This is a genomic window from Aquicella lusitana (assembly GCF_902459475.1).
Lineage (GTDB): Bacteria > Pseudomonadota > Gammaproteobacteria > DSM-16500 > DSM-16500 > Aquicella > Aquicella lusitana.
Map to the genome: position 1 here is coordinate 1,247,126 of NZ_LR699114.1, position 26,268 is coordinate 1,273,393.

Consider the following 26,268-nt stretch of genomic DNA (forward strand, 5'->3'; position numbering starts at 1 on the left):
TATGTTTAAATAACAGACGTAACTGACTGAAAAAAGATTGCATGGAGACCATCTATATGGCGGATAGAAAGGCAAAACTAATCATAGATGACAAAACGATCGAGCTGGATATTCTTTCAGGCACATTGGGGCCTGATGTGGTCGATGTGAGCTCACTTTTTAAATATGGTTATTTCACTTATGATTCTGGTTTTAACTCTACAGCCGCCTGCGAATCCAAGATTACTTATATAGATGGTGACAAAGGCATTCTCCTCTATCGGGGTTATCCCATCGAACAGCTTGCAAGCCATTCCAACTTTCTTGAAGTGTGCTATCTGCTATTAAATGGGGAACTACCTGATAAACCAGAATATGATGATTTCTGCAAACAAATTACCCATCACACGATGGTACATGAACAAATTCGCAATTTCTTTAATGGTTTCAGACGGGATGCGCACCCCATGGCCATCATGGTGGGTGTCGTGGGCGCCTTGTCCGCGTTCTACCATGACACGCTGGACATCAAAAACCCGGAACATCGCACCATTTCAGCACTCAGGCTTATTGCAAAAATGCCGACCATTGCGGCCATGTGCTATAAATACTCTATCGGCCAACCTTTTATGCCACCGCAAAACCGGCTTTCCTATGCCGAAAATTTCCTGCACATGATGTTTGGCACGCCATGTGAAGATACCAAGCCTAATCCGACCCTGGCACGCGCGCTTGATCGTATATTTACTTTGCATGCAGATCATGAACAAAACGCTTCTACTTCGACGGTCAGGTTAGCCGGCTCGACGGGGGCTAATCCTTTTGCCTGTATTTCCGCCGGCATCGGCGCGCTCTGGGGTCCTGCTCATGGCGGTGCCAATGAGGCCGTGCTTAACATGTTGCACGAAATTGGCGACGTATCCCGCATTACCAAATATATTGCGCGGGCCAAGGACCCCAATGATTCCTTCCGCCTGATGGGCTTTGGCCATCGCGTTTATAAAAATTATGATCCTCGTGCAAAAGTCATGCGTGAAACCTGCCACGAAGTGCTGGAAGCGGTTGGCGCGCACAATGATCCCGTATTCAAGCTGGCTATGGAATTGGAAAAAATTGCCCTGCAGGACGATTATTTTGTTGAGAAAAAACTGTATCCAAATGTGGATTTTTATTCCGGCATCACTTTAAGTGCGATAGGCATCCCAACCAACATGTTTACCGTCATTTTTGCGCTAGCCCGTACAGTAGGCTGGGTTGCGCAATGGAATGAAATGATCAGTAATCCTTATCGCTTAGGCCGCCCACGACAGCTTTATACTGGCCCGAAGGAACGTGATTACGTGGAAATGGACAAGCGTTAACTCCTGTACCGAAATTTACCAAACTGTGTCATCCTCTGCGCAGGAATGACGGAGGAGCTAACGCGAGGGATGACACAGTTAAATCAACACCCTCTCTTTAGCGTCATGGCTGTAAGGTCACTTGTTTCATTGATGAAACAGCCCTGTCATTGCGAGCGTAGCGAAGCAATCCAGGTTTTTCGGCGCTGGTTGTCGGGAAATATTGTAATAACATCTCATAAACTGGGCTTTGGCTGTTTACAAAATGCTCGATAATGCTGTCATCCTGAGAGCGTTTTTTTGCTCGAAGGATCTCCCGATGTACAAAAGGAGATCCTTCGCTTCGCTCAGGATGACAGCATTGTGAAGTGTGTCCATTTTGTTTGTTGGCTCCGATACATTACTGATTTAAGCATAATCATTTTATGATTTTTTATTTTTTGCGTTTATATCGAAGAGAGTCTAGATTGCTTCGCTACGCTCGCAATGACTGGTTTTTCGGCGCTGGTTGTCGGGAAATATTGTAATAACATCTCATAAACTGGGCTTTGGCTGTTTACAAAATGCTCGATAATGCTGTCATCCTGAGAGCGTTTTTTTGCTCGAAGGATCTCCCGATGTACAAAAGGAGATCCTTCGCTTCGCTCAGGATGACAGCATTGTAAAGCGTGTCCATTTTGTTTGTTGGCTCCGATATACATTACTGATTTAAGCATAATCATTTTATGATTTTTTATTTTTTTGGGGTTAATATCGAAGAGAGTCTAGATTGCTTCGCTACGCTCGCAATGACAGGTTTTCGGCGCTGGTTGTCGGGAAGTATGTAGTGCTGAAAAGCTTTCCCTGAACAGGCTAGCAAATATCAAGCAAAAAGGTAACGCCCGCATCTAGAAATACATCATTTTTGCCGCCAACAATGGTATAAAAATCCCTGGCTTCAATGCGGAAGGCCACTGACTCGTTCGCAAAAAATTGCGCGCCTACGCCCGCGTTGATATTACCCTGGTTATCCGCATCAGTACCATTAGGATTAAGACCCAACGCTCCTACACCGGCAAGTACAAAGGGCTGCATTATTCTATAGGGCGAAAAATGATAAATAGCATCCAGTGCAAATAACGCGCCTTTCACCTGTTTGCCATTATCTTCCGGCCGATTAGAATCCGTGTTAAACACAGCGAACAAACCTTCCAATCCCCACTGGTCAGTAAAATTATACCCTAGCGCGGCAAAGGGGAAGCCCGTATTGTCTATGTGGCGCCTAGATGAAAAATAATAGTTCCCGGCACCGAGTGTAAATGTCGCGCTTCCTGCCCGATTGGCAGCATGGGCCATCGGCAGAGAAATCAAACAGAGAAGACCGGCAAAAGCCAGCACAGTGAAATCCAGTTTTTTCATTTGTTCTTTCCTTAATAAACTGTGCAAGAACCTATTACAAAATAAATGAGTCCAATTTTGCTATAGTGTTACAAGAAATGCTAGTGCAATGATGGAGCCAGATACAAGATTTTCAGCAACAGATTAAACAGATGGTTTTAATCGCGGTAACGCTTGATCCAGTTTTGCTTTTTCCAACACCTCGTCTGCGTAGGAAGGGTGTAAAAACGATCGATAGTCACCAATCACGTAGTAAGGCATTTTCTTTTCTACCATGTCTTGTGATTTACCATAAGGTCCCGCCGAAGGCAAAGCAGGCATCATCCATTTTGGCAGCAGTTCAGGATGTTCAATGGCCACGTAATCCAATACTCTATTGTAAACTTCAGCTACCTCAAGATAAGAATGATGTCCGGCTTGTAGAAAAAAGCCCATAATGCAATTCGCAAGTATCTGCGCCTTGTCAAAATCAAAACCCTTACCCGTTATTAATGCGCTGACATCAAGCAGCGTAATCATAGGGCGCGCTGTTGACCCTGAAACACTCGCAATTAAAGGCAACGTAGTATGCTGGTTTAGCGGATCCATTTTCGCCAATTTTTCAATAGCAGTTTGATAGCGCGCCGCATATTCGGACAGTGGCTGCCTTGCATGCGGCAACAGAGGAATGCCATAGAATTGCATTTTTTTCAGCCTGGGAAGAAGTTTGTTTTTCTCCGTTTCTGCAAGCGCCTTTTTTAGGTCGTCACACTGGTCACTTAATGTTTTTATTATTTTTTCATCAGCAGGCGGCTCATTTTCTTTTCCTGCAAGCGCCAGGTTCTCTTCAGCCCGCGTCAATTCAAGCTTAAGTTTATCATAGCTTTTCTTCGCCTCATCATATTGCTGAACAATCAGTTCAATGCGTTTTTGCATGCTAAGTCCGGCAAAGACAGCCTTGCCCGCGATACGCCCGCCAGATTGAATACCCATATTTTCTGCTACGATGTCTTTATCTTGCTGAGTGCCAATGCCATATGAAATAGCCAATTGCGGTTTTTCGCCGAGCTCTGTTCTGCGCAGCCGCACATCATATTCCTCGCGCGAGGGATTCAACATAGTGAAAATCTTTTTGAATTCCGAGCCATGTAAATCATCGGGAAAATATTCGGCATAACAGTTTCCTAAATCCACGATAAGCTTGAGAACTTTCACAATATCATCCACTGTTTCGATCCGCTGGACCGCCAAGAGTCTATTATTAATTTCCCCGAGCAGTATTTTTATATTTTCGATGGAACACGTGATATCGCTCGCTTTTGCAAACTGGTCCGCCAGAATAGCGCCGTATTGTTTTTCTTCCGCTGAATGGCGTTCAGCCAGGCTTTGGACCGACTGTTTCATATAAACAGGCAGCGCGTCAAAATTGTTTATTTTACTAACAGCTATTTCAATCGGCTTCATGACGCTTTGTTGAAAGACGACACATAACTCGCTCAATACTTTTTTAATCCGAGGATCGTCTGCTGCCTGCCTCAACATGGCTTCTGAAAGACGGTTTTCTATTTCAATATAACCGGACAAGGACATTTTTTTACCCTCTTTTTTTAAATTATACCGCAGCCACGACTGCCTGGCCTGCTTCACATCCTTGGCGTATAGACTAAATTAGGTTTAGAATTCAATGGGCTGCTGTATAGCTGCCTTGAAAAGAAAGGGGTCCATCAGAATTGGAGTCGATGGGAGTCGAACCCACGACCTTCGCATTGCGAACGCGACGCTCTCCCAACTGAGCTACGACCCCAAAGCATGACAGATCGAAACGCGCAAATAATATTATGTATTTTTAAGAAATGCCAGCTCGGCTTCGGTAGAATCGCGACCAAGCACCTTATTCCGCTGGGGGAAGCGGCCGAATTCTTTTATCACGCGAAAATGAGCATAGGCATAAGCAAGGAATAATTGATAAATCTGGGTCGTTTCCGTCATGGAAAGTGTTACCAGGTCCTGATAGAGGCGAATGGATTTTTCCTGGCTTTCCGAGCTTTCCGCGTGAACCAACGGCATATAAAAAAAGACGCGCTCAATGAGCGTCAGGGAGTGGTCCATTTTCTCATGCAATCCTTCTATACATAATTTTTGCGCCTCGGCATCATAGGCAAAGGCTTGAGGCGAATGGCGATAAATATAGCGGGGAAACTGATCTAACAGGATAATAAGCGCGAGACGTCCGCGCGGTGTTTTGGCCCAGTCGTTTAATTTTCCAGAGATCGCCGCATCAAATTCCTTACCAAATAATTCCAGCAGCTGTTGTCTTACCACTTCACTGTCGCCAAACCATAAGTTCGTGCGGTCACTGGTCGGCAAATCGGCAGAACCCAGAGTGCCGAACCAGAAATTCAATAATTCATGAATTTTATCCGTCATCACCGCCCCTACTATTTTTATGTCATTTCTGCATACAGAATAACATATTTCACGCTGGCCAATCCTCATTATTAACTTCACGATTAGCTAATAATGCATTGATAGAACATCATTATTTAATAAAAATTCGTGTACCGACCGGTATCGCCTCAAAAAGTTCGATAATATTTTCATTACGCATGCGTATACATCCTCTTGAGCCTGGTATGCCCATAGGCACCTCATCTGGCGTGCCATGGATGTAAATATAACGCCGCATGGTATCGACTGAACCCAGACGATTTTTACCCACTTCCAGACCGCTCAACCAAAAAATACGCGTCAGAATCCAGTCACGGTTGGGAAACTGCGCTCGCAAAGCGGGCACATACATTTCACCTGTAGGCCGCCGGCCGACGAAAACCGCATTAGCTGGGCTATTTGCGCCAATCTTTGCTCGAATGACGTGCCATCCGCGCGGTGTTTGTTCACTGCCCCATTGCTCTCCAGGGCCATTTTTGGCTGTTGAAATGGAGTAAGTTTTAATTTTCTTTCCATTCTCCAAAACATGCAGTGTTTGCGATGCTATCTCTACTTCAAGTGTCTTCATCATTTTGTCTTACTTTTTAGCCTTAACCAGTATTTCCAGAAAACGAATGATCAGTTTTTCAGTGATCTGGTCCCTGTCACGCTCAGGATCAAATTCCACTATTTCCATCGCAGCGAGTTTAGGATCAGCCACGAGAGAAGACAAGCTAGACAGCAGGTCTCCCCCATGAATCCCATCAGGCTCGGGCACGCCCACGCCCGGTGCTTCCTTGGGATCAATACTATCCAGATCCAGGCTAAGCCCATAAGCCACTGTTTGGCTTCTTATTCTATCCGCCGCTTCCTGTATGACTATGCTCAATCCCCGCTCTTTGATTTCCTCCATCAGATAGACACGGACGTTCAGCCGCTTTAATAATTCCGCTTCTCCACGCTCAAAACTGCGCACGCCGATAAGACAAATATTTTCCGGTTTCAGTTTAGGGCCATAATGCAAAATAGAGGTCAATGTTGGATAACCGTAACCCATCAGGCTTGCAAGCGGCATGCCATGGAGGCGGCCAGACTCCGACGTTTCTGGCGTATGACTGTCCATATGCGCATCGATCCAGATCAACCCGATATCCCCTTCCTGGTGGACCGCGTCATACACGCCGCTCCATGTACCAATAGCGCAGGTATGGTCTCCGCCTATTACCACCAAGAACTGCTTTTGGCTGACCAGCACTGATACTTTTTTCGCAAGCGCTTCACAGAGCTGCTGGACTATTTCATCTATGCGCAATACCGAAGTGCTAAGAACGGCTGGATGAATCATTGCTTCCCATTGGATTGCCATGCCTGCATTTGTTAAAGCGGATAAAAAAGAAGATTGCTGAATTACCAATGGACCTTCGCCACAATGCGGATTTGCGCCCGCGGCACCTGAAGCATAACCAATGAGATGCAATTTATCGCCTGCCATGCCGAGCCTCAATGAATTCAGAAAGCCGTTCATTTAACACTATTAGGATTAACGTCCAGCGTCAACCATCACGAGCATGAAAAAATGATCGGTTCTCAGGGGCTGAACGGTACAACAGATGACAAATGCGTATTGTATTGCATTTTCTTTTCCATCCCCGCCAGCTTTTTCATCCGCTCCGCATCGCTACGCACCTTGGCATTGTACTCCAAAAAAGATACGTGTTGAAAAAAGCTGGCAAAATCCTGCGTCTTGCCCAGTTTTTTTAAAGCTTCGCGCATTTGGGCATAGACGCATTTTCCGGCATTAAAAAACTTTGTCTTGAGCGAGCATAAAAGATCATATTCCTTTACCAACTTGTCAATCATCGTACTGAATGCGTGACGCTCTCTTTCCAGGACCCCATTGAATGGCATAGAAATGCCATCATACTCATCGCTGAATTTCACTGCTTTAAGTTGCTCAGGTGAAAAATAAGCATGCAAATCGTTACAAGCCATGTTTTTTAATAAAAATACCTTATCGATTTGCTCGTTTCTCTTTATCAACAAATCCGGATTCGCAATAATATAATCGGTACGACAAATTCCCTGCTTATGCTGTTCCATCCGTTCATCGCTCCCCAGGGCATCCAGCCGGTTTGGATTGTATTCTGTTGACCATTTAATACCGCAAGCAAGGAATAATTCATTCATTAAAAAATAAGCAGTGCGGCAGTTGACATCATGGAAAAGGTGAAGTATTTCCAGCTCATGAGCAAGACAGTCAATAATTTTCATTCTTGTTTCAAGTTGCCCTGCACGCACAATTTCCTTGTTATAACTATCGACCGCTTCTAAAGCCCATTGCTTTGCAAGCCCCGCTTCCGGCGGGAACAAGTGAAGCGATCCCTCTTCTTTTATTTTGCTGTAAATTTCATTAGCGAGCGATTCAATATCATCATCAGAATATTGACTGATATCCACGCCACCTGTTCCGTCATCGCCGGCGCGCGCATAAGCGCGATTACGTGCATAAGTGATTTCAAAATCCAATTCAAATCGGGTGGGCGAATGCAACGTTTTACTGCTCATATCTTGCAGGTAATAACGAAGATTCCCCCAAAAATATTCGCCTTTAGCTACGCGTAGATAGGGTGCAAAATCGTCGAGAAACTGATTAACCGCTTTTTCTATGTCCTGTTTTGTTATCGTCACCTCATCCTTTAACGAATGATAAACGTCATCAATCGCAGCGGCTTTCATTAACTCTAGCTCACGAAAAATATCAGCGCGTTTTAGAGCATCATTTGATTGAGGTATGGGTAATTTCTTTTTGGCGATCAACCCATCAAACAGCCAGTTAACCATCCCCGCACAGGCTAACGATATAATCGGAATTCTCTTATAGGATCCAATCATGAACCCTTGCGGATTCTTGTCCTTCCGTATACGGATGAGCAATTCCTTGATGCCCGCCACCGTTGCTGTATCAGGATAAATAGGGAAGGCATTGTAATGCTGGCGAATTACACCACTTCTTTTTTCGGATGACGATTTGAACAGCGCCGTGCTTAACGTCTTCTGCAATTCGATAACATCTTCCAGCTCGATTAAGGGTTTTTTACTATTCGAGGCGCTAACATAATTGTAAACATGGGTCGCCGCGGCAAGAAATAAATCCGCCACACACCCCGGTTCCCTTGCATTATAATGGCGCCAATTTTCCAAAATAAATAACTTATGATCGATCATTAATAAAAAACGTAATGACGGATGAACCTGACTCAGATAGAGCAACGGAGGCTGATTAAGTGCGAATGAAGTAGTATCAGAATGATAACAGATAGATTGTAAATGTTCTTTCTCATATTTTGCATCATCCAATATGCTCAAGGGAAATTGAAATCCATCGATATACAAAGCTTTAAGAAACAGCTTTAATCTCTCCTCTTTTTCTTCGTTTGTTTTTGCAGAAATGATCGGATCAAGCAAATCTACCAGGCTGGAAGGGAGCGCTTTGAATGCATCACTGTCTAATTCGAATTCAGCAATGCCAACATAGCGTATTTTATCTTTAAGCGGGTATTTTCTAGTCTCCTGTGCGTCACTAAGGGATGGGTAAGCGTCAAAGTATTTCCCCTTGATCGAATTCTTGATTGCATTCGCAATCCAATCATAACGGTTTTTCTCAGTGAGAATACGGCTTAACATATTTACTGGAACATAGAAACGCTCTTTATTCCTTGCCCGCATGTGTGTGTCGCCCCGCTTTTTTTATCTCAATTGCCCACGCCTATATGCCCATGTTAATCTTCGCAAAAATATCCTCCATCATCAATAAGGATTCCTGACCATGCACCAGCAGCAAAACATTGGCTTTATCAATCAACTTTGGGATGACAGTATTATCCCTGCATTAATGGAATATATAAAGATTCCTAATAAATCCCCGCAGTTTGACCGCGACTGGCGTACGCATGGCTATATGGATCAGGCGGTCACACTCATATCAGACTGGTGCAGGCAACAGGTGGTGAAGGGGATGACGTTGGATGTCGTGCAGCTCGATGATCGAACACCCGTGATCTTTATTGATATTCCAGGCAACAACACTGATACCATTCTTCTTTATGGCCATCTTGATAAACAGCCCGAAATGTCAGGCTGGGACCCGGACCTTCATCCGTGGAAACCCGTCCTGCGCGGCGACAAACTTTATGGACGCGGATCTGCTGATGATGGTTATGCCGCATTTGCTTCGCTCACTGCCATCAAATCCTTACAGGAACAACAACTTCCTCATGCGCGTTGTATTATTTTAATTGAAGCCTGTGAAGAAAGCGGCAGCTTTGACCTTCCCTTTTATATTGATGCGCTAAAAGATCGCATTGGTAATCCCAGCCTCGTTATTTGTCTTGATTCAGGATGCGGGAATTACAACCAGCTCTGGACCACAACCTCCTTACGCGGACTAGTCACCGCCATATTAAAAATTGATGTATTAAAACAAGGGGTACACTCCGGATCCGGCAGCGGCATCGTTCCATCGTGTTTTCAAGTTCTGCGCCAGCTGCTTACCCGCCTCGAAGACGAAATGACAGGTGATGTGGTTTTAAAAGATTTGTATGTGGATATTCCGCAACAGCGACTTCAGCAGGCAGAACAGGCCGCGAATGTATTGGGTTCTTCTATTTTTAATGACTTGCCCTTTGCTGACAGTGTACAACCCCGCACTCATACACTGACGGATCTTATTCTGAATCGCACCTGGAAACCGGCACTCTCCGTCATCGGCTGTAATGGCATGCCAACAATAGAAAACGCAGGCAATGTGACCTTGCCCTCTCTGACCGTCAAGCTTTCCATGCGATTGCCGCCTACCTGCGATCCCCAAAAAGCCGCGTTGGCCATCAAAACCACCCTGGAAAAAGATCCGCCCTACCAGGCCGTGATCAGCTGCGAAATACCAGAAATGGCACCAGGCTGGAACGCACCTGCTGAAGCCCCCTGGCTTATCCAAGCTGCCAACCAAGCGTCACTCAATTACTTTGGCAAACCCTCTGTCTATATGGGTGAAGGCGGTTCTATTCCCTTCATGGGCATGCTCGGAAAAAAATTCCCGCAGGCGCAATTTCTCATTACCGGATTATTGGGACCCGGCTCGAACGCGCATGGGCCAAATGAATTTTTACATATTCCTACAGGCAAAAAATTGACTGCCTGTGTTGCTCACGTGATTGCCGAACATTATAAAAATAGCAAGAACGCGTAAGTATCCGGGTCATGCCAGTTCAAGCTGGCATGACTTTTTAACTTTTGCTAAATACAGGCGCCCGATAAGATTGATTCACCAACCATACGCCTAATATCGCGCACACTCCCCCAACAATGGACAGGCCTACCGGGATTTCGTGCAGCCAGACCCAGCCCAAAAGTGTGGCCACAAATGGCGTAAAATAAAGAAAGCTGACAGCGCGTGAAGCAGGAATAGCCGACAGCGCATAGCTCCAGGCAATATAGCCTACTGCCGCTGGAAATACGCCAAGATAGGCAACGGTCAGCGTTGTTTTAAAGGAAGCATTTAAAAGATCGTGTCGAAGCGCAGGCACATAAATCGCCAAAAACAAGGTGCCGCCCCAGATAACATAGGTCGTTGTCTCCACGGCATGATACTTTTTAAGAAAGGGCTTTTGCAGCACGGAATACATACTGCCTGCAAATGTCGCAATTAAAATATAAAAAATACTGCTATCCCATTTAATGCCGCCCTTCTCCCCCATGGTAATCAAGGCAACGCCAACAATACTGACAGTAAATCCGATAATGCTCGACAAATTTAATCGCTCACCCAGAAAAATAATCGCAAACACGGCCGTAATGACAGGTGCCTGACTGATGATAAAACTCGCCATGCCTGATGAAATTGAAAGCTCCCCATAATTCAAAGTGAGATTATAGAGACCAATACCCACTGCTCCCACCAACAGCAGCGCGCACTTGTCGCGAAACTGTATTTTGCTGCGTTGTGGCAGGCCATAGTAAAAAATGCCCATGCAAATAGAAGCAATCATATAGCGCAGTAAGGCAAGGCCTTCCGGTGAATAACCCTGCAGACCTGCGCGGATACCGACAAAAGCAGACGCCCATAAAAAAATCGCCACAGCGAGTGCGATTTTGGTTTTAAACGACATGTTTGTTACCCATTCTAAAGGAATGGGTTATTCTGATAAAAGATGAGAAATTTTTCCACTTCTTCCGCTGGTAATGGCTTAGAAAAATAAAATCCCTGGGCTTCCTTGCAGTCCTGGGAGATCAGCATTTCCAGTTGCCGGAGAGATTCTACGCCTTCTGCCAACACCTCCAGGTTCAAGGTAGTGGCAAGTGCGATAATGGCACGCACAATTGCAGCATCATCACTATTTGCGTTGATATTCTGTATATACGTTCTGTCAATTTTTATGCGATCAATCGGTATTTTTTTCAAATAGCTGATACTCGAATACCCCGTCCCGAAATCGTCCAGCGCTATTTGCACACCGAGTTTTTTCAGGCGATGAATTGTATGAATAATTTTTTCATCATCATCGTGAATAATAATATTTTCAGTGAGTTCAAGTTCAAGGTATTGCGGTTTTAGCTGGAATTTCTGCAGCGTCTGCATGACAAACTCAACAAATTCATTTTGCTGAAATTGTTTGCCGGATACATTCACGGCAACCCGTATAAATGGCAAGCCCTTTTTTTGCCACGCTTTATTTTGCTTGCACGCCGTCTTCACTACCCATTCACCGATACGCACGATCAGACCACTTTCTTCCGCCACAGAAATAAAATCTGCCGGCAATAAAATACCTCTTTCGGGATGTTGCCAGCGAATCAGCGCTTCAACGCCATCAAATTTTGCAGTGGTTAAATTAAATTGCGGCTGATAATACAAAACAAACTCCTGGCTTTTAATGGCCCGAAGCAATTCTTTTTTTAATTTCTCTTTGCCGCTATCCATTCCTTATCCCTAAAATTTTCATTAATTCATGCAGTTGTATTTAGTATAGATGAAAAACCTGTATATGATTTTTGCTTATTAAACAGAGGATTAGGTGAGAGATACATGGGCTTTATTCAAGGCAGGAATGACACAGATAAGTGAGCAACTCTGATTTTCTTTGAGAAACAGCAAGGATAGACTTGAAAAAATAAACCCGGCCTAATGCCGGGTTTATTGAATCAATAACGGCAGACCATTAATAATCATCATCGCCAGTTGCTGTATCGGGTGTTCCCTCATCGCTGCCAGAACTGCTTCCGTTTGCGCTCATGTCATTTTGAGATGAACCCTGGTTTTGCATCGCGCTGTCCGAAGGAGCAGATTGTAGAGATCCCACATTGGTATCGCTGGAATCATCTGCCATTGCAGGCGCGACGTAGGCGACAGATGCGGCCAACAATCCAGACATCGCTAGCATCGCAAATGACTTCATTTTCATGTTGCTCTCCTGTTAAGAAATTGATATTTCACGCCCTAATTTAATACTAAATCACCGTTTTTTCTATTGTTTTTTAATAAAGCTCCCTTACCTAACCTATTCAGTCCGCCCGTGCTTAAGCCTTCATTCCTTGTCATATTGATTGCTTACTTACCTTAAACCCCTGTCGTTTGGATTGACTTTAATCAAGCTAATTTGTTATAAAGACTTTCTTTAAGGTAATGGAAAGTGAACATTTTTACAGATTATTAATCCTATATTGTTCACAAAACGAGCTGTTCGATATTCAACTTATCACTACTAAATTTAATATCTGCTCTGACAGCCCGGACCAGGAAGTTAATATGGAATGAGGCTAGCGTAAACAGTCTGCATACTGCTAAACAAAATTATTAATGTTAACTGAGTTAAAGGAAACCTCGCATGATGGCAAAAAACCGCGCTATGACGTTTTCCTTTTTGAAATCCGCTTACCCGTGGTTGATCGTTTGTTGTGGCATGTTATTTTATTGCTACAATTATTTTCTCCGCGTCTCTCCAAGCGTCATGCAAAACGAACTCTCCCAGGCTTTTCATATGAAAGCCGTGCAATTTGGAACACTTGCAGCATTTTATTACTATGCTTATACGCCCATGCAAGTACCCGCCGGCATGATTTACGACAAATTTGGAGTGCGTTTTGTTTTATGTTTGGCATCATTAATGGCCGTAGCCGGGCTAGCTGTATTTATTAGCGCTGACAGCTATTTTGTTGCAGGATGCGGGCGATTCATGATTGGACTTGGCTGCGCATTTGCCTACATAGGAACCTTAAAACTGGCGTCTATCTGGTTGCCACCTAACCGCTTTGCAACAGTTGCAGGACTGACCACTGCCATCGGCATGACTTCTGGCGCGCTGGCGCAAACCTATCTGACGCATGTAGTCGAAGCAATTGGCTATCAGCATGCGCTGCGCGGTGCACTTGTTGCAGGTGTAATATTAAGCCTCATTGTGCTTTTTCTAGTAAGAAACCGGCCTAAATCTGAAAATGCAATTGCCGAAATGCAAGCGCCGCTCGACATAAAGCAGTTATTCAGCGCCTTGCGCATCATTTTTACCAATCCACAAATGTGGTTAATCGGATTAATCGGCTGTTTACTTTACTTACCCTCCTCTGTTTTTCTTGATCTCTGGGGCATTCCCTATCTTGAAGCCGTTTATCAATTGACTCCTGAACAAGCTGTCACTATCTCCAGTTATACTTTTTATGGCTGGATTATTTCCGGCCCGATCATTGGTGCTTTTTCAGATAAAATCAAACGCCGAAAAATGCCTTTAACAGCCACCGGCTTTTTCGCAGCATTGCTGCTTTGTGTTGTATTTTATATACCGGGCCTCAATGTTTCGGGACTCTACATGATTTTCTTTATTATTGGTTTCTGTTGCGGCGCACACCCACTTTGCTTTGCACTAGGTAAAGAAAGTAATCCCATTCAAATATCTGGAACATCCGTTGCCGTCACAAACATGCTCATCATGGCAGGTGGAGCAATCTTTCAGCCTGTCGTAGGCGAACTGCTGGATTTACACACATCCAGCCCTGTGGGCGTCAACGGCCTGCCCGTTTACACGGCCAGCGATTATACTTTCGCTCTTAGCGTTATACCGCTGGGTGTTGCGTTAGGTATTTTTCTTTCCCTATTTGTCAAAGAAACTTACTGCGAATCACAAGCCAAAGAATCTGATGAGCAAATCTTTATAAACAAACCCCTCTCTGATCTGGAAGCGGAAGCAGAGGCAGCTAAATAAATTTTCATTTCTCGCCGTCGTCCCGCTGACAAGCAGCGGGACGACGGTGCGGACAGTAATGTGCGCTACGCTCAGGATGACGGCCCTTTCTGTAGCGCCTTTGGCAAGAGGCTATCCAATGCAGATTCGCTCGAATTTCTGCGCAATTTGGACCTAAAAAAAACAATCCCATCCTGGCTTGCCGGTTTTTTTTGAAACTCAACAACAGATTGAATGATTTTTTGCTTTGTCATCGCTTGAGCGTCAAAGCTAGAAAAACTTTGGCTTCTAAAAAAACGCTGTTGATGCAATAACGGATCCTGTTTTAGATGGTGCACAATCGGGAGGGCAGTTTCACATTCATCGAGATTTAGATCATCAAAATTATCCAACGCCATCACGTTATCTTCACTTTTCGCTTCATGCTTCGGCGCATACTGCGACTTCCACTCGGGAATAAATTTTCTAATATAAGTCGATTTGTCTTCGTTGCCTACATAGACAATAGCAGAACATTCATCTTGCTCTTTTGGCTTTTCGCCTATCCTGACCTGAATCTCATGAAAGTGAGCGGCATTACCGTGGTGATGAAAAGACAACAGATATTGATGGTTAAAAGGACCGCAGAGAATATTATCATGCTGTTTACCATAAAATATCCGCTGATACTGAAATGAATATCCAAGCAGTTGCAATTCCTCCAATATGGATGCCATTTTGTCAGGATACAGGCTTAAACGGGTTACGCCGGATAAGTAATTCAACAAAGGACCGAAATCGGCTTGCGGATCATGCATCGTGATTTGACAACTCGCTAAATCAATTTCCATTAAAACAATATGACGTTTTTGAACCCATTTTTGTATCCAGGTTGGCAAGGCAACATTCACCGGCAATTCCAGAACCCCCCTGCATTGTCGCACAGGCACAAGAAGAACCGCATCGCTAGTCTGGTTCGGCTTTAAAAACATCTGCAAAAATTGCTTCAGTAAATCGCCTATAAAAGGCAACTCCATCTGATTGCCCAAGGTGCCTGAATCTTTAGAGGGAGGAAAAGTGATTATTTTTTTATGACGATGCGGCTGTTCAATCACATAATAAGTAATCGAGCTGCCGCTGGAACTTGCGCTCTTTTGCATTTCCAACGTCATTTCAGTAACGAGCGACCCTTTGGCTTTTTCATTCCGTGCCAATTGAGCAATAAGATCGCGAATGTCTGAAGGAGCAAAACGAAACCGTGTCCCCAATGTTCTGGTATCACTCACAGGCTATCCCTAGTGTTTATGTCTATCGCTGCTTAAAATTGTGAACGATTTAACTTCAAATCCATTCCCGCTCTCGTAAAAAAGCCTCGTAGAGACTTGCTTCACTCGAACCTGGTTCGGGTTGATAATCATAATGCCAGGCAACGAGTGGCGGCAAGGACATCAGAATAGACTCGGTGCGGCCGCCCGATTGCAGACCAAACAGCGTACCGCGATCATATAATAAGTTAAATTCCACATAGCGTCCGCGGCGATAAACCTGAAAATCCCGCTCTTTCTGGCCAAAGTGATGATCTTTGCGTCTGGATAAAATGGGCTGATAGGCTTTTATAAAATGGTCACCAACACGCTGCATAAAAGCAAATGAGCGTTCAAAACCCCATTCATTGAGATCATCAAAAAAAATCCCGCCAATGCCCCGGGGTTCATTACGATGCTTGAGAAAAAAGTACTGGTCACACCATTTTTTAAATGCAGCATACACATCGGGGCCAAAAGGATCACACGCTGCTTTGGCTGTTTTATGCCAATGCACACAATCTTCAACAAAACCATAGTAAGGCGTCAGATCAAAGCCGCCACCGAACCACCAGACTGGAAGTTGACCTGGTTTCTCGACCAGAATAAAACGCACGTTCATATGGCAAGTTGGCACATAAGGATTGGATGGATGAATCACGACTGACACACCAATTGCCTGAAAAGTAGAATCAGCTAACTCAGGTCGCCTTGCAGTTGCCGCCTGCGGTAACTGTAATCCGTGCACATGCGAAAAATTCACCCCTGCTTTTTCAATAACCTCACCCGCCAGCACACGCGTTAAACCACCGCCGCCTTCCTTATGGGACCATTTGTCTTTCAGAAAGTTTTTACCATCTTCCTCTTCCAGAAAATGGCAAATGCGGTTTTGCAGATCTAGTAAATAGGATTTAACAAGCGGAATCACACTCGCAGATTCAACTTGTTCAAGTGTGTTAGAAGCCATCTTCAGTGCCATTTGTTTCTAATTCCAGCCATAAAGCATTAAAAACCGCGAAACTGCATGCAAATGCAGTACCTAAAATCCAAGCAAAATACCACATATTGTCATCTCCCAATATCTTAATCGCATCAACTTCCTTGCTGCCAAGCTTACAATAAGCCTTTAGTAAGCGGAATGATTTACATCATGTTCGATGGATTCCTTGTCCACTTTGCCACGCAGCGCATAGTACACCCAGGACGTATACAGCAAAATAATAGGCATAAAGATAACTACGGCAAATAACATCATTAACAGCGTCAGCCGGCTTGAAGAAGCGTCCCATACTAACAGGCTGGATGACACATGGGTGGATGAAGGCAGAATAAACGGAAACATGCTTACACCCACTGTCGCAATAATACCGATGATGCTGAGACTGCTGCATATAAATGCGAAACGGCTGCTTCCCCATCGGGCAGTTAACAAAGCGCCCAATGCACCGATGAACCCCAACAGAGGAGCGACCATTGCAAAAGGATACCGGGTGTAATTATCGAGCCAGGCACCCACTTTAGGTATCACTGCCTTATGGATGGGATTGGAATCGCCAAAAGGATCAATGCTACCTGACGTTTCATAACCATATAATCCATAGGCAACCCATATTCCGCCGATCGCAAACAAAATAATCAGCGCGAGGGCAGCAATACGCGACCAAAAAATAGCTCTGTCGCGAATTGCATTCTCCGTTTTAATGCCCAGATACAGGCCGCCATGCATCACGAGCATGGCGAGACTTGTTATTCCGCATAGCCAAGTGAAGGGATGAAAAAGATCGATGAACGTGCCTGAATACGTAATACGCAACTCTTCATCAAAATAAAAGGGCACGCCGCTTAACACATTTCCGACCAGAATACCGAAAATCAACGCAGGGCATAATCCGCCAGCAAACACGACCCAATCCCAGAAGCGCCGCCAAAATTGATTCGGTAACTTACTGCGATATTTAAAGCTGACCGGGCGAGAGATTCCCATGGTTAACAAGAGCAGCAATATTAGAAAATAAAACCCGGAAAAAGCAACTGCATACACAAAAGGCCACGCAGCGAACAACGCGCCTGCACCCAATATAATCCAGACTTGATTGCCTTCCCAGAAAGGCCCGATGGAATTTAAAACAATGCGCTTTTCTGTTTCATTTCGGGCCACTAGCGGCAAAAGTACGGCTGCACCAAAATCAAAACCGTCCGTCACCGCAAAGCCTGTTAGTAACACACCGATTAAGAGCCACCAAATCAAACGCAAGATTTCGATATCCAGCATATTATCGCTCCGCTTTTATCAGATTTTTTGCAGAAGGCTCGGTTTGTTTAGGATGTACGCTGAAATCTTCAGGCTTAAAGATATTCTCCGGGCCTAGACGTATATATTTCACCATCAAATACAGTTCCACCACCGCGAGTGCCGAATAAAACAAAATAAAGCCGGCTAGCGAAAGCCACACGTCACCCGCTGTCAAACTGGAAGCGCCCATAAAGGTAGGCAACAATCCATCCACGACCCATGGCTGTCGGCCATATTCAGCAACGACCCACCCCATTTCAGCGGCAAGCCAGGGAAGTGGCAAACTAAGCAAGGCAATCCATAAAAACCATTTATGGTTAGCAATACGGCGGCGTACAGCCAGATAAAATGCTACAGCAAAGAGCAGAATAAAATATAAACCGCATGCAACCATCACGCGAAAAGTCCAAAACAGGGTAAACACATCAGGGACTGTATACCAGGCAGCCTGTTCAATCTGCTCAGGTGTCGCGCGGATCACGTCATCGGTGAAACGTTTCAATAAAAAGCCATAACCAATATTTTGCTCGTTTGCAGCCAAGATATCTTCTGCCCGCCTGTCAGCCGGATCGATTCGCAGCGTATCCAGAGCATGGTAAGCAAGAATCCCACTCCGTATTCTGTCGCGCGCTTCCTCAACCAGATCAAAAATACCATACACCGGCTGGCTGATTGAGCGTGTCGCGATCAACCCCAAAAGGTAAGGAATCTTCAGGGTGTATTTTGTAATGCGTTCCTTTTGATCCGGTATACCCACGACAGTGAGCGGAGCGGGCGCAGGCTCTGTATCCCACATGCCTTCGATAGCAGCTACTTTCATTTTCTGGTTGAGACCAGCGAGATAACCACTTTCATCTCCAAGCACCACCACGCACAGGGCGGAAGCGAGTCCAAAAGCAGCCGCTATCGTCATTGAGCGCTTGGCGAGAGCCACATTGCGTCCGCGCAAGAGGAAATAAGCGCTGATCGAAAGCACGAACATCGCACCCGTCACATAACCTGCACTGATAGTGTGTACAAATTTGGCTTGGGCCACTTCGCTAAATATGACACTGTAAAAATCATACAGCTCCATGCGCATGGTTCTGAAATTAAAATGAGCGCCCACCGGATCTTGCATCCAGGCGTTCGCGATCAGAATCCACAGTGCAGAAAAACTCGCGCCGGCCGCCATCATCCAGGTCACGATCAAGTGTGCCCCTTTGGAAATGCGGTCCCAGCCAAAAAAGAAAATGCCAATGAAAGTCGCTTCCAGAAAAAAAGCCATCAGGCCTTCGATTGCAAGTGGGGCGCCAAACACATCACCAACGTAATGCGAATAGTAGGCCCAGTTCGTTCCAAATTGAAATTCAAGCGTCACGCCTGTCGCCACACCCATCGCGACATTGATACCGAAAAGGAGGCCCCAGTATTGTGTCATCGTGCGCCAGATAGGACGATTGGTCATGAAATAAACGGTTTCCATGATACCAAGCATGGTGGATAAGCCGAGCGTCAAAGGAACAAACAAGAAGTGATAGAGGGCGGTCATGCCAAACTGAAAACGAGAAAGAAGTACCACATCGCTTGCAGGTAACATAGTTTTAATCCTTTTGAAGGATGTAACAAGAACCAAAAACATGTATATAATACGCGATAATTTATGACTATTCACTTATTAATGCAGAGCAGCCGTGTTTTTATTTTTGTTTGCGGACATGCTGCCTTAGTTGGGTATTGCTCTGCTCAATGATAGTAAAAGTTCAGCTTCTCTTGATCATAACTAGATAAATTGGAGACCATTCGTGACTGCCATTGATTCTTTCAAAACACAGCGTCAATTAACTGTAAACGGCACATCATATCATTATTTTAGCCTCCCGGCGCTGGAAGAGGCGGGTCTAAAAGGAATTTCCCGTCTGCCTTATTCCATGAAAATTCTTTTAGAAAATCTGCTGCGCCATGAAGATAACCTCACCGTTAAACAGGATGATATAGAAGCCCTGCGTGCCTGGCTGGATACCAAAAAATCCGATCGTGAAATCGCTTACCGCCCTGCCCGCGTCCTCATGCAGGATTTTACCGGCGTGCCAGCCGTGGTTGACTTGGGCGCTATGCGCGATGCCATCAAAAAAATGGGCGGCAATCCCGACCAGATTAATCCACTTTCCCCTGTTGATCTGGTCATCGATCATTCCATTCAGGTCGATGCTTTTGGCACTAAAAATGCCATTGATATAAATGCGCGGATGGAAATGGAAAGAAACAGCGAACGGTATTCTTTTTTACGCTGGGGCCAGACTGCCTTTGATAACTTTCGCGTCGTTCCGCCTGATACCGGCATTTGTCATCAGGTCAATCTCGAATTTTTAGCCAAAACCGTCTGGCATGATGAGAAAGATGGGCACAAAGTCGCTTATCCCGATACGCTGGTCGGCACTGACAGCCATACCACTATGGTCAACGGCCTCGGTGTACTCGGTTGGGGTGTAGGCGGCATTGAAGCCGAAGCCGCCATGCTGGGCCAGCCTATTTCCATGCTTATCCCGGAAGTCATCGGTGTCAGATTGACTGGTAGGTTGCGTGACGGGGTCACCGCTACTGATCTCGTATTGACGCTAACACAAATGCTGCGTCAGAAAGGCGTTGTCGGCAAGTTCGTTGAATATTTTGGCACAGGATTAGCAGATCTGCCCGTTGCAGATCGCGCCACCATTGCGAACATGGCACCCGAATACGGCGCAACGTGCGGCTTTTTCCCTATCGATCAAGCCACGCTCGATTATCTGCGGCTGACTGGAAGGGATGAACAAACCATCGCGCTGGCTGAAGCGTATGCCAAAGCGCAAGGGTTATGGTATGGAAAAGACAGTGCAGAACCCCAGTTTACGGATGTGCTGGATCTGGATCTCGCCAGTGTAGAACCGAGCCTTGCTGGACCCAAGCGGCCGCAAGACCGCGTGGAATTATCGCAATTAAAACAAGCCTTCGAAAAACTGCTGATGGATGCCAATCGCGCAGGGGAAAAAGACAAGACATTCAAAACCGATGACAACCTGGACTTGCAGCATGGGAACGTTGTCATTGCTGCCATCACCAGCTGCACTAATACATCCAATCCAAGCGTACTCATGGCGGCAGGACTGGTAGCCAAAAAAGCTGTAGAGAAAGGCCTGAATCGCAAGCCTTGGGTCAAAACCTCCCTTGCACCGGGATCGCAAGTGGTTACACGCTATCTGGAAGTCTCCGGTCTGCAACCGTACCTCAATCGGCTTGGCTTTGACCTGGTTGGTTATGGCTGCACGACTTGCATTGGCAATTCAGGGCCACTGCCCGACCCCATTGCAAAAACCGTTTCTGAGCAGGATTTGCTGGTTTCCGCTGTACTCTCTGGCAATCGGAACTTTGAAGGGCGCATTCATCCGCAAGTTAAAGCAAACTGGCTCGCATCGCCGCCACTGGTGGTTATCTTTGCCTTGGCTGGAACCACTTCCATTGACCTAACAAAGGAACCCATCGGCCATGATAAGCAGGGGCAGCCGGTTTATCTCAAGGATATCTGGCCATCTAATGCAGAAGTGGCTGAAGAAGTGGCAAAGGTCAGCAGTAAAATGTTTAGTGAACAATACGCGGATGTGTTCGCGGGCAACCAGGACTGGCAATCCATGGCCGTGCCAGCGGGTGAAACCTATACCTGGCAAAGCGAATCGACTTATATCCAGCATCCGCCTTTTTTCATGGACATGAGCAAAGAACCTCGTCCCATACAGTCTATTGAAGGTGCACGCCTGCTGGCCTTATTGGGTGACAGCATTACCACAGACCATATTTCACCAGCCGGTTCCATTAAAGCAGACAGTCCGGCTGGCAAATACCTGCAGTCCAAAGGCGTCCAGGTCAAAGACTTTAATTCCTACGGCGCACGCCGCGGTAACCATGAAGTCATGATGCGCGGCACGTTTGCGAATATCCGCATTCGCAATGAAATGGTGCCGGGTATTGAAGGCGGTATGACAAAGCATTATCCCAGCCAGGAAGTCATGTCCATTTATGACGCTGCCATGCGCTACAAGCGGGAACAGGTTCCTCTGGTGATTGTTGCCGGAAAAGAATACGGCACGGGTTCATCACGTGACTGGGCAGCCAAAGGGCCAAAATTACAAGGCGTGTGCGCTGTTATCGCTGAGAGTTTTGAACGAATTCACCGTTCAAACCTCATTGGCATGGGCATTTTACCTCTGCAGTTCCAGGGCGAGATGACACGCAAGACACTTAAATTAAACGGTACAGAAATCATCAGCATTGTCGGCATCGATGGTACGATGAAGCCCAACGCTGAAATTAAAGCCATTATTCAACGCGAAGACGGAAGCAAAACGGAGATTGCACTCTTGAGCCGCATTGATACGCAAAATGAGATTGAATACTACCGCCACGGCGGCATTTTGCAGTATGTGTTGCGGAACATGTTGAAAAACTCGCAATAAGCATTTCACAACGAAAAGCGGCAGAGTGATGATTAGTTTTCACTCTGCCCGCTCTCTCAATCAAGGGATATTTATTTAAAGAAACCCAAAAATCGATCCCATGCAGACCGGAAAAATCCTTTATCTTCCCAGCCACGTTTTTCACCTTCAGACCATCCTGGCGGCACTTTGTCTTTTTTAGCCAAGCCGGGCGGTTGGCCTTTGTTTTTCAGGCCTGGAGGAGCATCGGTTGGAAGAAGAGGATCTCTTGAGATCACTTTTTCGCGCTTACTTTTATTACTTTTTACGGGCATTTTATCTTTCTTTTGCACTACGACTATTTTCTTGCTATTTTTCTTTTGCCCTACAACTACTTGTTTATTTTCTTTCTTTTGCACCACAACTACTTTCTTGGTGTGAGCTTTATCTTTATCTGCTGGGGGTTTTGCTACGACAATTGGTGATATAAATAAGGATAAGACTACCAAGGCAATAAGCTTTTTCATGGCCTTCTCCATTGCAAATAACTTCCTATTTCAATTGTAATACGATCCGAAACTTACTGCTATCTAGCCGACTTTTTTACAAAAAACATCCAACCATAGAATTCAATAACTTCTTGATTTCAAAATAAATAAGTTAAGAGCGAATCCTTAATCCAGAGTCGCATTTAAATTTTCCTTTCTTCAGTTTGTTTGACGAAATAAATCATGAAAGGTAAAATAATAAACAAATTATTAAAATTGTTTACTTAAAATCCCATTTAAGTAAGTTCTTCCATCTCTAAAAATAACTATGCTTTTATCTAACAAACGAGGCAAAAACCAATGTTCTTCAGAAAAAAAGAAAACTCAACCAGACTTCATATACCTGAGGATTCAATCACACCAGCAGATATTCATAAGTTCTTGATAAGATCAGCCATCATTGTTACGCCACATCTTTGGCGAAAATATGAAAGTGTCATACACCCTCTGATTCTGGAAGGCGAGCAGTCTTTTTCTCTTGAATCAATCTGGAAAAGTTTGAGTAAGACGAAGGAGGAAACGCTTTTCGACAACTTTGTCAATCAAGTTTGTAAACTCAAAGCAAAATTTGATTCTGAAAATGCTAGAAATAATTTATCCCTCACTGCTGCAGAACAATATCGCGATGAAGCGGTTGCACTGGCTCGATCATTTTGCGACAGAGCGGAAAAACAAGGAATTAGCAGTCAAATCTTTCCCCAACTCGAAACGATTGCGGGAAATATCGCTTTAAGAAACGTAGTCAACACTTATTCTGAGACTAAACAATTCAGAAAGGGCTACGGCACAATACAGCATATATAAAATTCCACTTTTCAGTCAGTATAAACCGGAAAATGTCGTCATGTCCGTCCAGGGGCCATGACGACATGTTTCTATACATCGGCAGCCTAGATATTCTTTTTGAATTGCTTTTCTCGCCCTAAATGAAGTTGTTGATCCCGCTCACTTGAATTGGATGGAGATTGAATAAAACCAAGCGTCAGGATTTTATTTTTTAATGCCTTTGCAATGACCCTTTTTGCATATATTTTCTTTTCCTTAAGCGTTTCAGCCTCGCTTTTACCAAGTTTTTGTTTAAGCTCTTCAATTTCCGTTTGCGCTCGAATGTTTTCATCCATCAGCTCATGAGCGATTTTTTCCAGCTCGTTGAACTTTGTCTTAAGCCGCTTGATTTTACTTGCCTGATTCAGGGCATTCTGGGAGATTTCGGGGTCTTTTCGTTTGTTAGATTGGTCGTTAACGTCTGTTAAATTTAAAAATTGGTTAATATCAAACTCTGCTTCTTGTGGGGTCTCCGAATTATTTGTCAAATCAATACGTCCAGATTTCATCATCTCATCTCCTTCATTTTTTGCTTTTTTAAAAACTTGTCTTCAGTAAACTGTGCAAAGGCCAGAATAGAAAAAGCGGTGACCCGATTAATAGAATAGCAAGCCAAAATTGGGGTAAAAGCCAGCGCCAGCCCTGAGTCTGGGGCATAAAAACCCAGTTAATATTTTCTTTGGGATCCGTCAGCAAATAAGTCAGGATGATAACGACCCAGAATAATGCGGTTTGATAATAGAACGCACGTACATCGTATCCCCAGTAGATCAGACATACTATCCAAATCACTGGCATCACGATATGAAAAAGCGAAAGACCGCGCAAAAATGCCGAATAATGTGAGTCGAACATATAATCACTCACACCCAACCATTTGCTTCCCCTCAGTAGCTGGTAGCAAAAATCAATCACCCACATAACTTCAAACGGCAGGATACCAATAATAGCCATGCTAACTAGGAGCGGAGATTGAAACCAAAGCGCCAAGCAGGTCAGAAACAAACCGATGTCAGATAGCCACAGAAAATTTTGCGGCCCGTAGTGTTTCCAATAAACTGGAACCAACACGGCCACAAACAACGTCACCAATATTTTTGTTGTAAACAGCAGGCTGATGGGTTCCATGAGCGTCATCTTCCGCCCTGCTCTACCAATATCACTTCACATATTTCCATGTCGTACCGCTAGCACTGTCTTCGATAACAATGGACATTGCAGCTAATTCCTTGCGAATACGATCAGCTTCAGCCCAATTTTTTTCATGACGCGCCTGATTGCGCGCTGCGATGAGCGCTTCAATTTTAGTGCTGTCGACAGTTGCGCCAGATTTGAAAAAAACTTCCGGATCAGACGTCAGCACACCCAGCACATTGCCAAGATAGCGCAAGAGCGCGCCATGCGCAGCAGCGCTATCCTTATCCTTTTCGCGTAAACGCTGAATTTCATGCGCAAGCTCAAATAAGACAGATAACGCAACGGGTGTATTAAAATCATCATCCATTGCTTCAATAAATGCGGCTTCAAACGATGTGTTTGCCGCGCGTGCCGCATTCGGCAGAAAACGCAGCGCCGTATAGAATCGGGCCAGGGCTTGCCGCGATTGGTTTAATGTATCCGGCGTATACACGAGCGGGCTGCGATAATGGCTGGCCATCAACAGATAACGCAGAACTTCAGGTTCATGTTCACGCAGCACTTCGCGGATGGTAACGAAATTACCCAGTGATTTGGACATTTTTTCTTTTTCAATTTGTAAAAAGCCGCCGTGTATCCAGACATTGGCAAATTTTTTATGTGTAGCCGCCTGAGATTGCGCTATTTCATTTTCGTGATGGGGGAAGATAAGATCGCGCCCGCCGCCGTGTATATCGAAATGCTCGCCGAGTAGCTCCATTGACATAGCAGAACACTCAATATGCCAACCGGGCCGTCCAGGGCCCCAGGGAGAATCCCAAAAGGGCTCGTTGGGCTTGGCCAGTTTCCACAAAACAAAATCCAGTGGATCGCGCTTTACTTCCGTTACTTCCACGCGCGCACCGCTTTCAAGCTGCTCTATATTATGATGGGAAAGGCAACCGTAATCAGCAAAACTTCGCACGTCAAAATACACATCGCCGTTAGCGCCCACATAGGCGTGGCCGTTTGCAATAATTTTTTCGATGAGCGTAATCATTTGTGGAATATATTTTGTGGCACGCGGCTCATGATCCGGCTGCGCCAAACCGAGCGCGGCAAAATCTTCATGCATGGCTTGAATAAAACGTTTTGTAACCGTGTTCACGTCTTCTTTGGTTTCATTTGCCCGCTTGATAATCTTGTCATCTATATCAGTGATATTGCGGACGTAATTAACTTCATAACCGCGAAAACGCAAATAGCGGAGGACCACATCTGCGGAAACATAGGTACGCGCATGACCGATGTGACAATAATCATAAACAGTGACACCACAAACATACATGCCTACCTTGCCAGGTTGCAGGGGTTTGAATTTTTCTTTTTGGCGTGTCAATGTATTGTAAATTTTTAACATCTTATCACTCCGTTTGTTCTTGAGAGTGTT

At 45.0% G+C, this 26,268-nt stretch carries 23 protein-coding genes and 1 tRNA gene; 5 read left to right on the plus strand and 19 right to left on the minus strand.

Annotated elements, in window-relative coordinates:
- Positions 1 to 56: 56 nt before the first annotated feature.
- Complete coding sequence (gltA, locus tag AQUSIP_RS05715) at positions 57 to 1,340, plus strand: citrate synthase (RefSeq protein WP_114834586.1); 1,284 nt, start codon at positions 57 to 59, stop codon at positions 1,338 to 1,340.
- An 831-nt stretch (positions 1,341 to 2,171) separates the two neighbouring features.
- Here the strand turns inward: gltA and AQUSIP_RS05720 are convergent.
- From AQUSIP_RS05720 to AQUSIP_RS05750, 7 genes are all read right to left on the minus strand, one after another.
- On the minus strand, positions 2,172 to 2,717 hold the full coding sequence (locus AQUSIP_RS05720) for an OmpA family protein (protein ID WP_114834585.1): 546 nt from the start codon (positions 2,715 to 2,717) through the stop codon (positions 2,172 to 2,174).
- Between the two features lie 123 nt (positions 2,718 to 2,840).
- Positions 2,841 to 4,265: a hypothetical protein gene (locus tag AQUSIP_RS05725; RefSeq protein ID WP_147277492.1), complete on the minus strand. Its 1,425-nt coding sequence runs from the start codon at positions 4,263 to 4,265 to the stop codon at positions 2,841 to 2,843.
- Between the two features lie 141 nt (positions 4,266 to 4,406).
- A tRNA-Ala gene (locus AQUSIP_RS05730) sits at positions 4,407 to 4,479 on the minus strand.
- A gap of 32 nt (positions 4,480 to 4,511) precedes the next feature.
- Positions 4,512 to 5,102: a DUF924 family protein gene (locus tag AQUSIP_RS05735; protein ID WP_170131818.1), complete on the minus strand. Its 591-nt coding sequence runs from the start codon at positions 5,100 to 5,102 to the stop codon at positions 4,512 to 4,514.
- A gap of 112 nt (positions 5,103 to 5,214) precedes the next feature.
- Positions 5,215 to 5,694, minus strand: a complete 480-nt coding sequence (locus tag AQUSIP_RS05740) for a L,D-transpeptidase (protein WP_114834582.1) — start codon at positions 5,692 to 5,694, stop codon at positions 5,215 to 5,217.
- 6 nt (positions 5,695 to 5,700) lie between these two features.
- Positions 5,701 to 6,594: an arginase gene (locus AQUSIP_RS05745; protein WP_170131817.1), complete on the minus strand. Its 894-nt coding sequence runs from the start codon at positions 6,592 to 6,594 to the stop codon at positions 5,701 to 5,703.
- A 95-nt stretch (positions 6,595 to 6,689) separates the two neighbouring features.
- Positions 6,690 to 8,828 carry a hypothetical protein gene (locus AQUSIP_RS05750; RefSeq protein WP_147277491.1) on the minus strand — a complete coding sequence of 713 codons (2,139 nt, stop codon included), beginning with the start codon at positions 8,826 to 8,828 and terminating at the stop codon, positions 6,690 to 6,692.
- A gap of 100 nt (positions 8,829 to 8,928) precedes the next feature.
- Between AQUSIP_RS05750 and AQUSIP_RS05755 the strand changes: the two genes are divergently transcribed.
- Positions 8,929 to 10,347 carry a M20 family metallopeptidase gene (locus AQUSIP_RS05755; protein WP_114834579.1) on the plus strand — a complete coding sequence of 473 codons (1,419 nt, stop codon included), beginning with the start codon at positions 8,929 to 8,931 and terminating at the stop codon, positions 10,345 to 10,347.
- Positions 10,348 to 10,384: 37 nt separating this feature from the next.
- On the opposite strand, the gene AQUSIP_RS05760 is transcribed toward AQUSIP_RS05755, so the two are convergent.
- From AQUSIP_RS05760 to AQUSIP_RS05770, 3 genes are all read right to left on the minus strand, one after another.
- Positions 10,385 to 11,266, minus strand: a complete 882-nt coding sequence (locus AQUSIP_RS05760) for a DMT family transporter (protein ID WP_114834578.1) — start codon at positions 11,264 to 11,266, stop codon at positions 10,385 to 10,387.
- A 14-nt stretch (positions 11,267 to 11,280) separates the two neighbouring features.
- A complete protein-coding gene (locus AQUSIP_RS05765; protein ID WP_114834577.1) occupies positions 11,281 to 12,078 on the minus strand; it encodes a putative bifunctional diguanylate cyclase/phosphodiesterase in 798 nt (265 codons plus the stop codon).
- Between the two features lie 238 nt (positions 12,079 to 12,316).
- A complete protein-coding gene (locus tag AQUSIP_RS05770; RefSeq protein WP_114834576.1) occupies positions 12,317 to 12,559 on the minus strand; it encodes a hypothetical protein in 243 nt (80 codons plus the stop codon).
- Positions 12,560 to 12,982: 423 nt separating this feature from the next.
- Between AQUSIP_RS05770 and AQUSIP_RS05775 the strand changes: the two genes are divergently transcribed.
- The gene (locus AQUSIP_RS05775; protein ID WP_114834575.1) at positions 12,983 to 14,350 is read left to right on the plus strand and encodes an MFS transporter; all 1,368 of its coding nucleotides are present in this window, start codon (positions 12,983 to 12,985) and stop codon (positions 14,348 to 14,350) included.
- Positions 14,351 to 14,421: 71 nt separating this feature from the next.
- On the opposite strand, the gene AQUSIP_RS05780 is transcribed toward AQUSIP_RS05775, so the two are convergent.
- The 5 genes from AQUSIP_RS05780 to AQUSIP_RS05800 all read right to left on the minus strand — a co-directional run bounded on the left by AQUSIP_RS05780 (position 14,422) and on the right by AQUSIP_RS05800 (position 19,484).
- Complete coding sequence (locus AQUSIP_RS05780) at positions 14,422 to 15,594, minus strand: hypothetical protein (RefSeq protein ID WP_114834574.1); 1,173 nt, start codon at positions 15,592 to 15,594, stop codon at positions 14,422 to 14,424.
- 55 nt (positions 15,595 to 15,649) lie between these two features.
- Positions 15,650 to 16,591, minus strand: a complete 942-nt coding sequence (hemF, locus tag AQUSIP_RS05785; protein WP_170131816.1) for an oxygen-dependent coproporphyrinogen oxidase — start codon at positions 16,589 to 16,591, stop codon at positions 15,650 to 15,652.
- Positions 16,569 to 16,676 carry a cytochrome bd-I oxidase subunit CydX gene (gene cydX, locus AQUSIP_RS05790; protein ID WP_114834572.1) on the minus strand — a complete coding sequence of 36 codons (108 nt, stop codon included), beginning with the start codon at positions 16,674 to 16,676 and terminating at the stop codon, positions 16,569 to 16,571. The genes hemF and cydX overlap by 23 nt, the downstream gene beginning before the upstream one ends.
- A 62-nt stretch (positions 16,677 to 16,738) precedes the next feature.
- Positions 16,739 to 17,884 carry a cytochrome d ubiquinol oxidase subunit II gene (gene cydB / locus AQUSIP_RS05795; RefSeq protein WP_114834571.1) on the minus strand — a complete coding sequence of 382 codons (1,146 nt, stop codon included), beginning with the start codon at positions 17,882 to 17,884 and terminating at the stop codon, positions 16,739 to 16,741.
- A gap of 1 nt (position 17,885) precedes the next feature.
- Entirely contained in the window at positions 17,886 to 19,484 is a 1,599-nt protein-coding gene (locus AQUSIP_RS05800; RefSeq protein WP_114834570.1) for a cytochrome ubiquinol oxidase subunit I, read from the minus strand.
- A 205-nt stretch (positions 19,485 to 19,689) separates the two neighbouring features.
- On the opposite strand from AQUSIP_RS05800, the gene acnA reads away from it, so the two are divergent.
- Complete coding sequence (gene acnA / locus AQUSIP_RS05805; protein WP_114834569.1) at positions 19,690 to 22,371, plus strand: aconitate hydratase AcnA; 2,682 nt, start codon at positions 19,690 to 19,692, stop codon at positions 22,369 to 22,371.
- Positions 22,372 to 22,442: 71 nt separating this feature from the next.
- Here acnA and AQUSIP_RS05810 read toward each other — a convergent pair whose 3' ends face one another.
- On the minus strand, positions 22,443 to 22,856 hold the full coding sequence (locus AQUSIP_RS05810) for a hypothetical protein (protein ID WP_114834568.1): 414 nt from the start codon (positions 22,854 to 22,856) through the stop codon (positions 22,443 to 22,445).
- A gap of 321 nt (positions 22,857 to 23,177) precedes the next feature.
- Between AQUSIP_RS05810 and AQUSIP_RS05815 the strand changes: the two genes are divergently transcribed.
- Positions 23,178 to 23,681 carry a hypothetical protein gene (locus AQUSIP_RS05815; protein ID WP_114834567.1) on the plus strand — a complete coding sequence of 168 codons (504 nt, stop codon included), beginning with the start codon at positions 23,178 to 23,180 and terminating at the stop codon, positions 23,679 to 23,681.
- A gap of 86 nt (positions 23,682 to 23,767) precedes the next feature.
- Here AQUSIP_RS05815 and AQUSIP_RS05820 read toward each other — a convergent pair whose 3' ends face one another.
- Genes AQUSIP_RS05820 through cysS form a run of 3 tightly spaced genes read right to left on the minus strand, consistent with a single transcriptional unit; the run spans position 23,768 to position 26,238 of the window.
- The gene (locus AQUSIP_RS05820; protein ID WP_147277490.1) at positions 23,768 to 24,214 is read right to left on the minus strand and encodes a hypothetical protein; all 447 of its coding nucleotides are present in this window, start codon (positions 24,212 to 24,214) and stop codon (positions 23,768 to 23,770) included.
- A 25-nt stretch (positions 24,215 to 24,239) separates the two neighbouring features.
- A complete protein-coding gene (locus AQUSIP_RS05825) occupies positions 24,240 to 24,839 on the minus strand; it encodes a hypothetical protein (protein WP_232058643.1) in 600 nt (199 codons plus the stop codon).
- A 22-nt stretch (positions 24,840 to 24,861) separates the two neighbouring features.
- Positions 24,862 to 26,238 (minus strand): cysteine--tRNA ligase, encoded by a 1,377-nt coding sequence (cysS, locus tag AQUSIP_RS05830; protein WP_114834565.1) that lies wholly within the window; start codon positions 26,236 to 26,238, stop codon positions 24,862 to 24,864.
- Between the last annotated feature and the right edge of the window lie 30 nt (positions 26,239 to 26,268).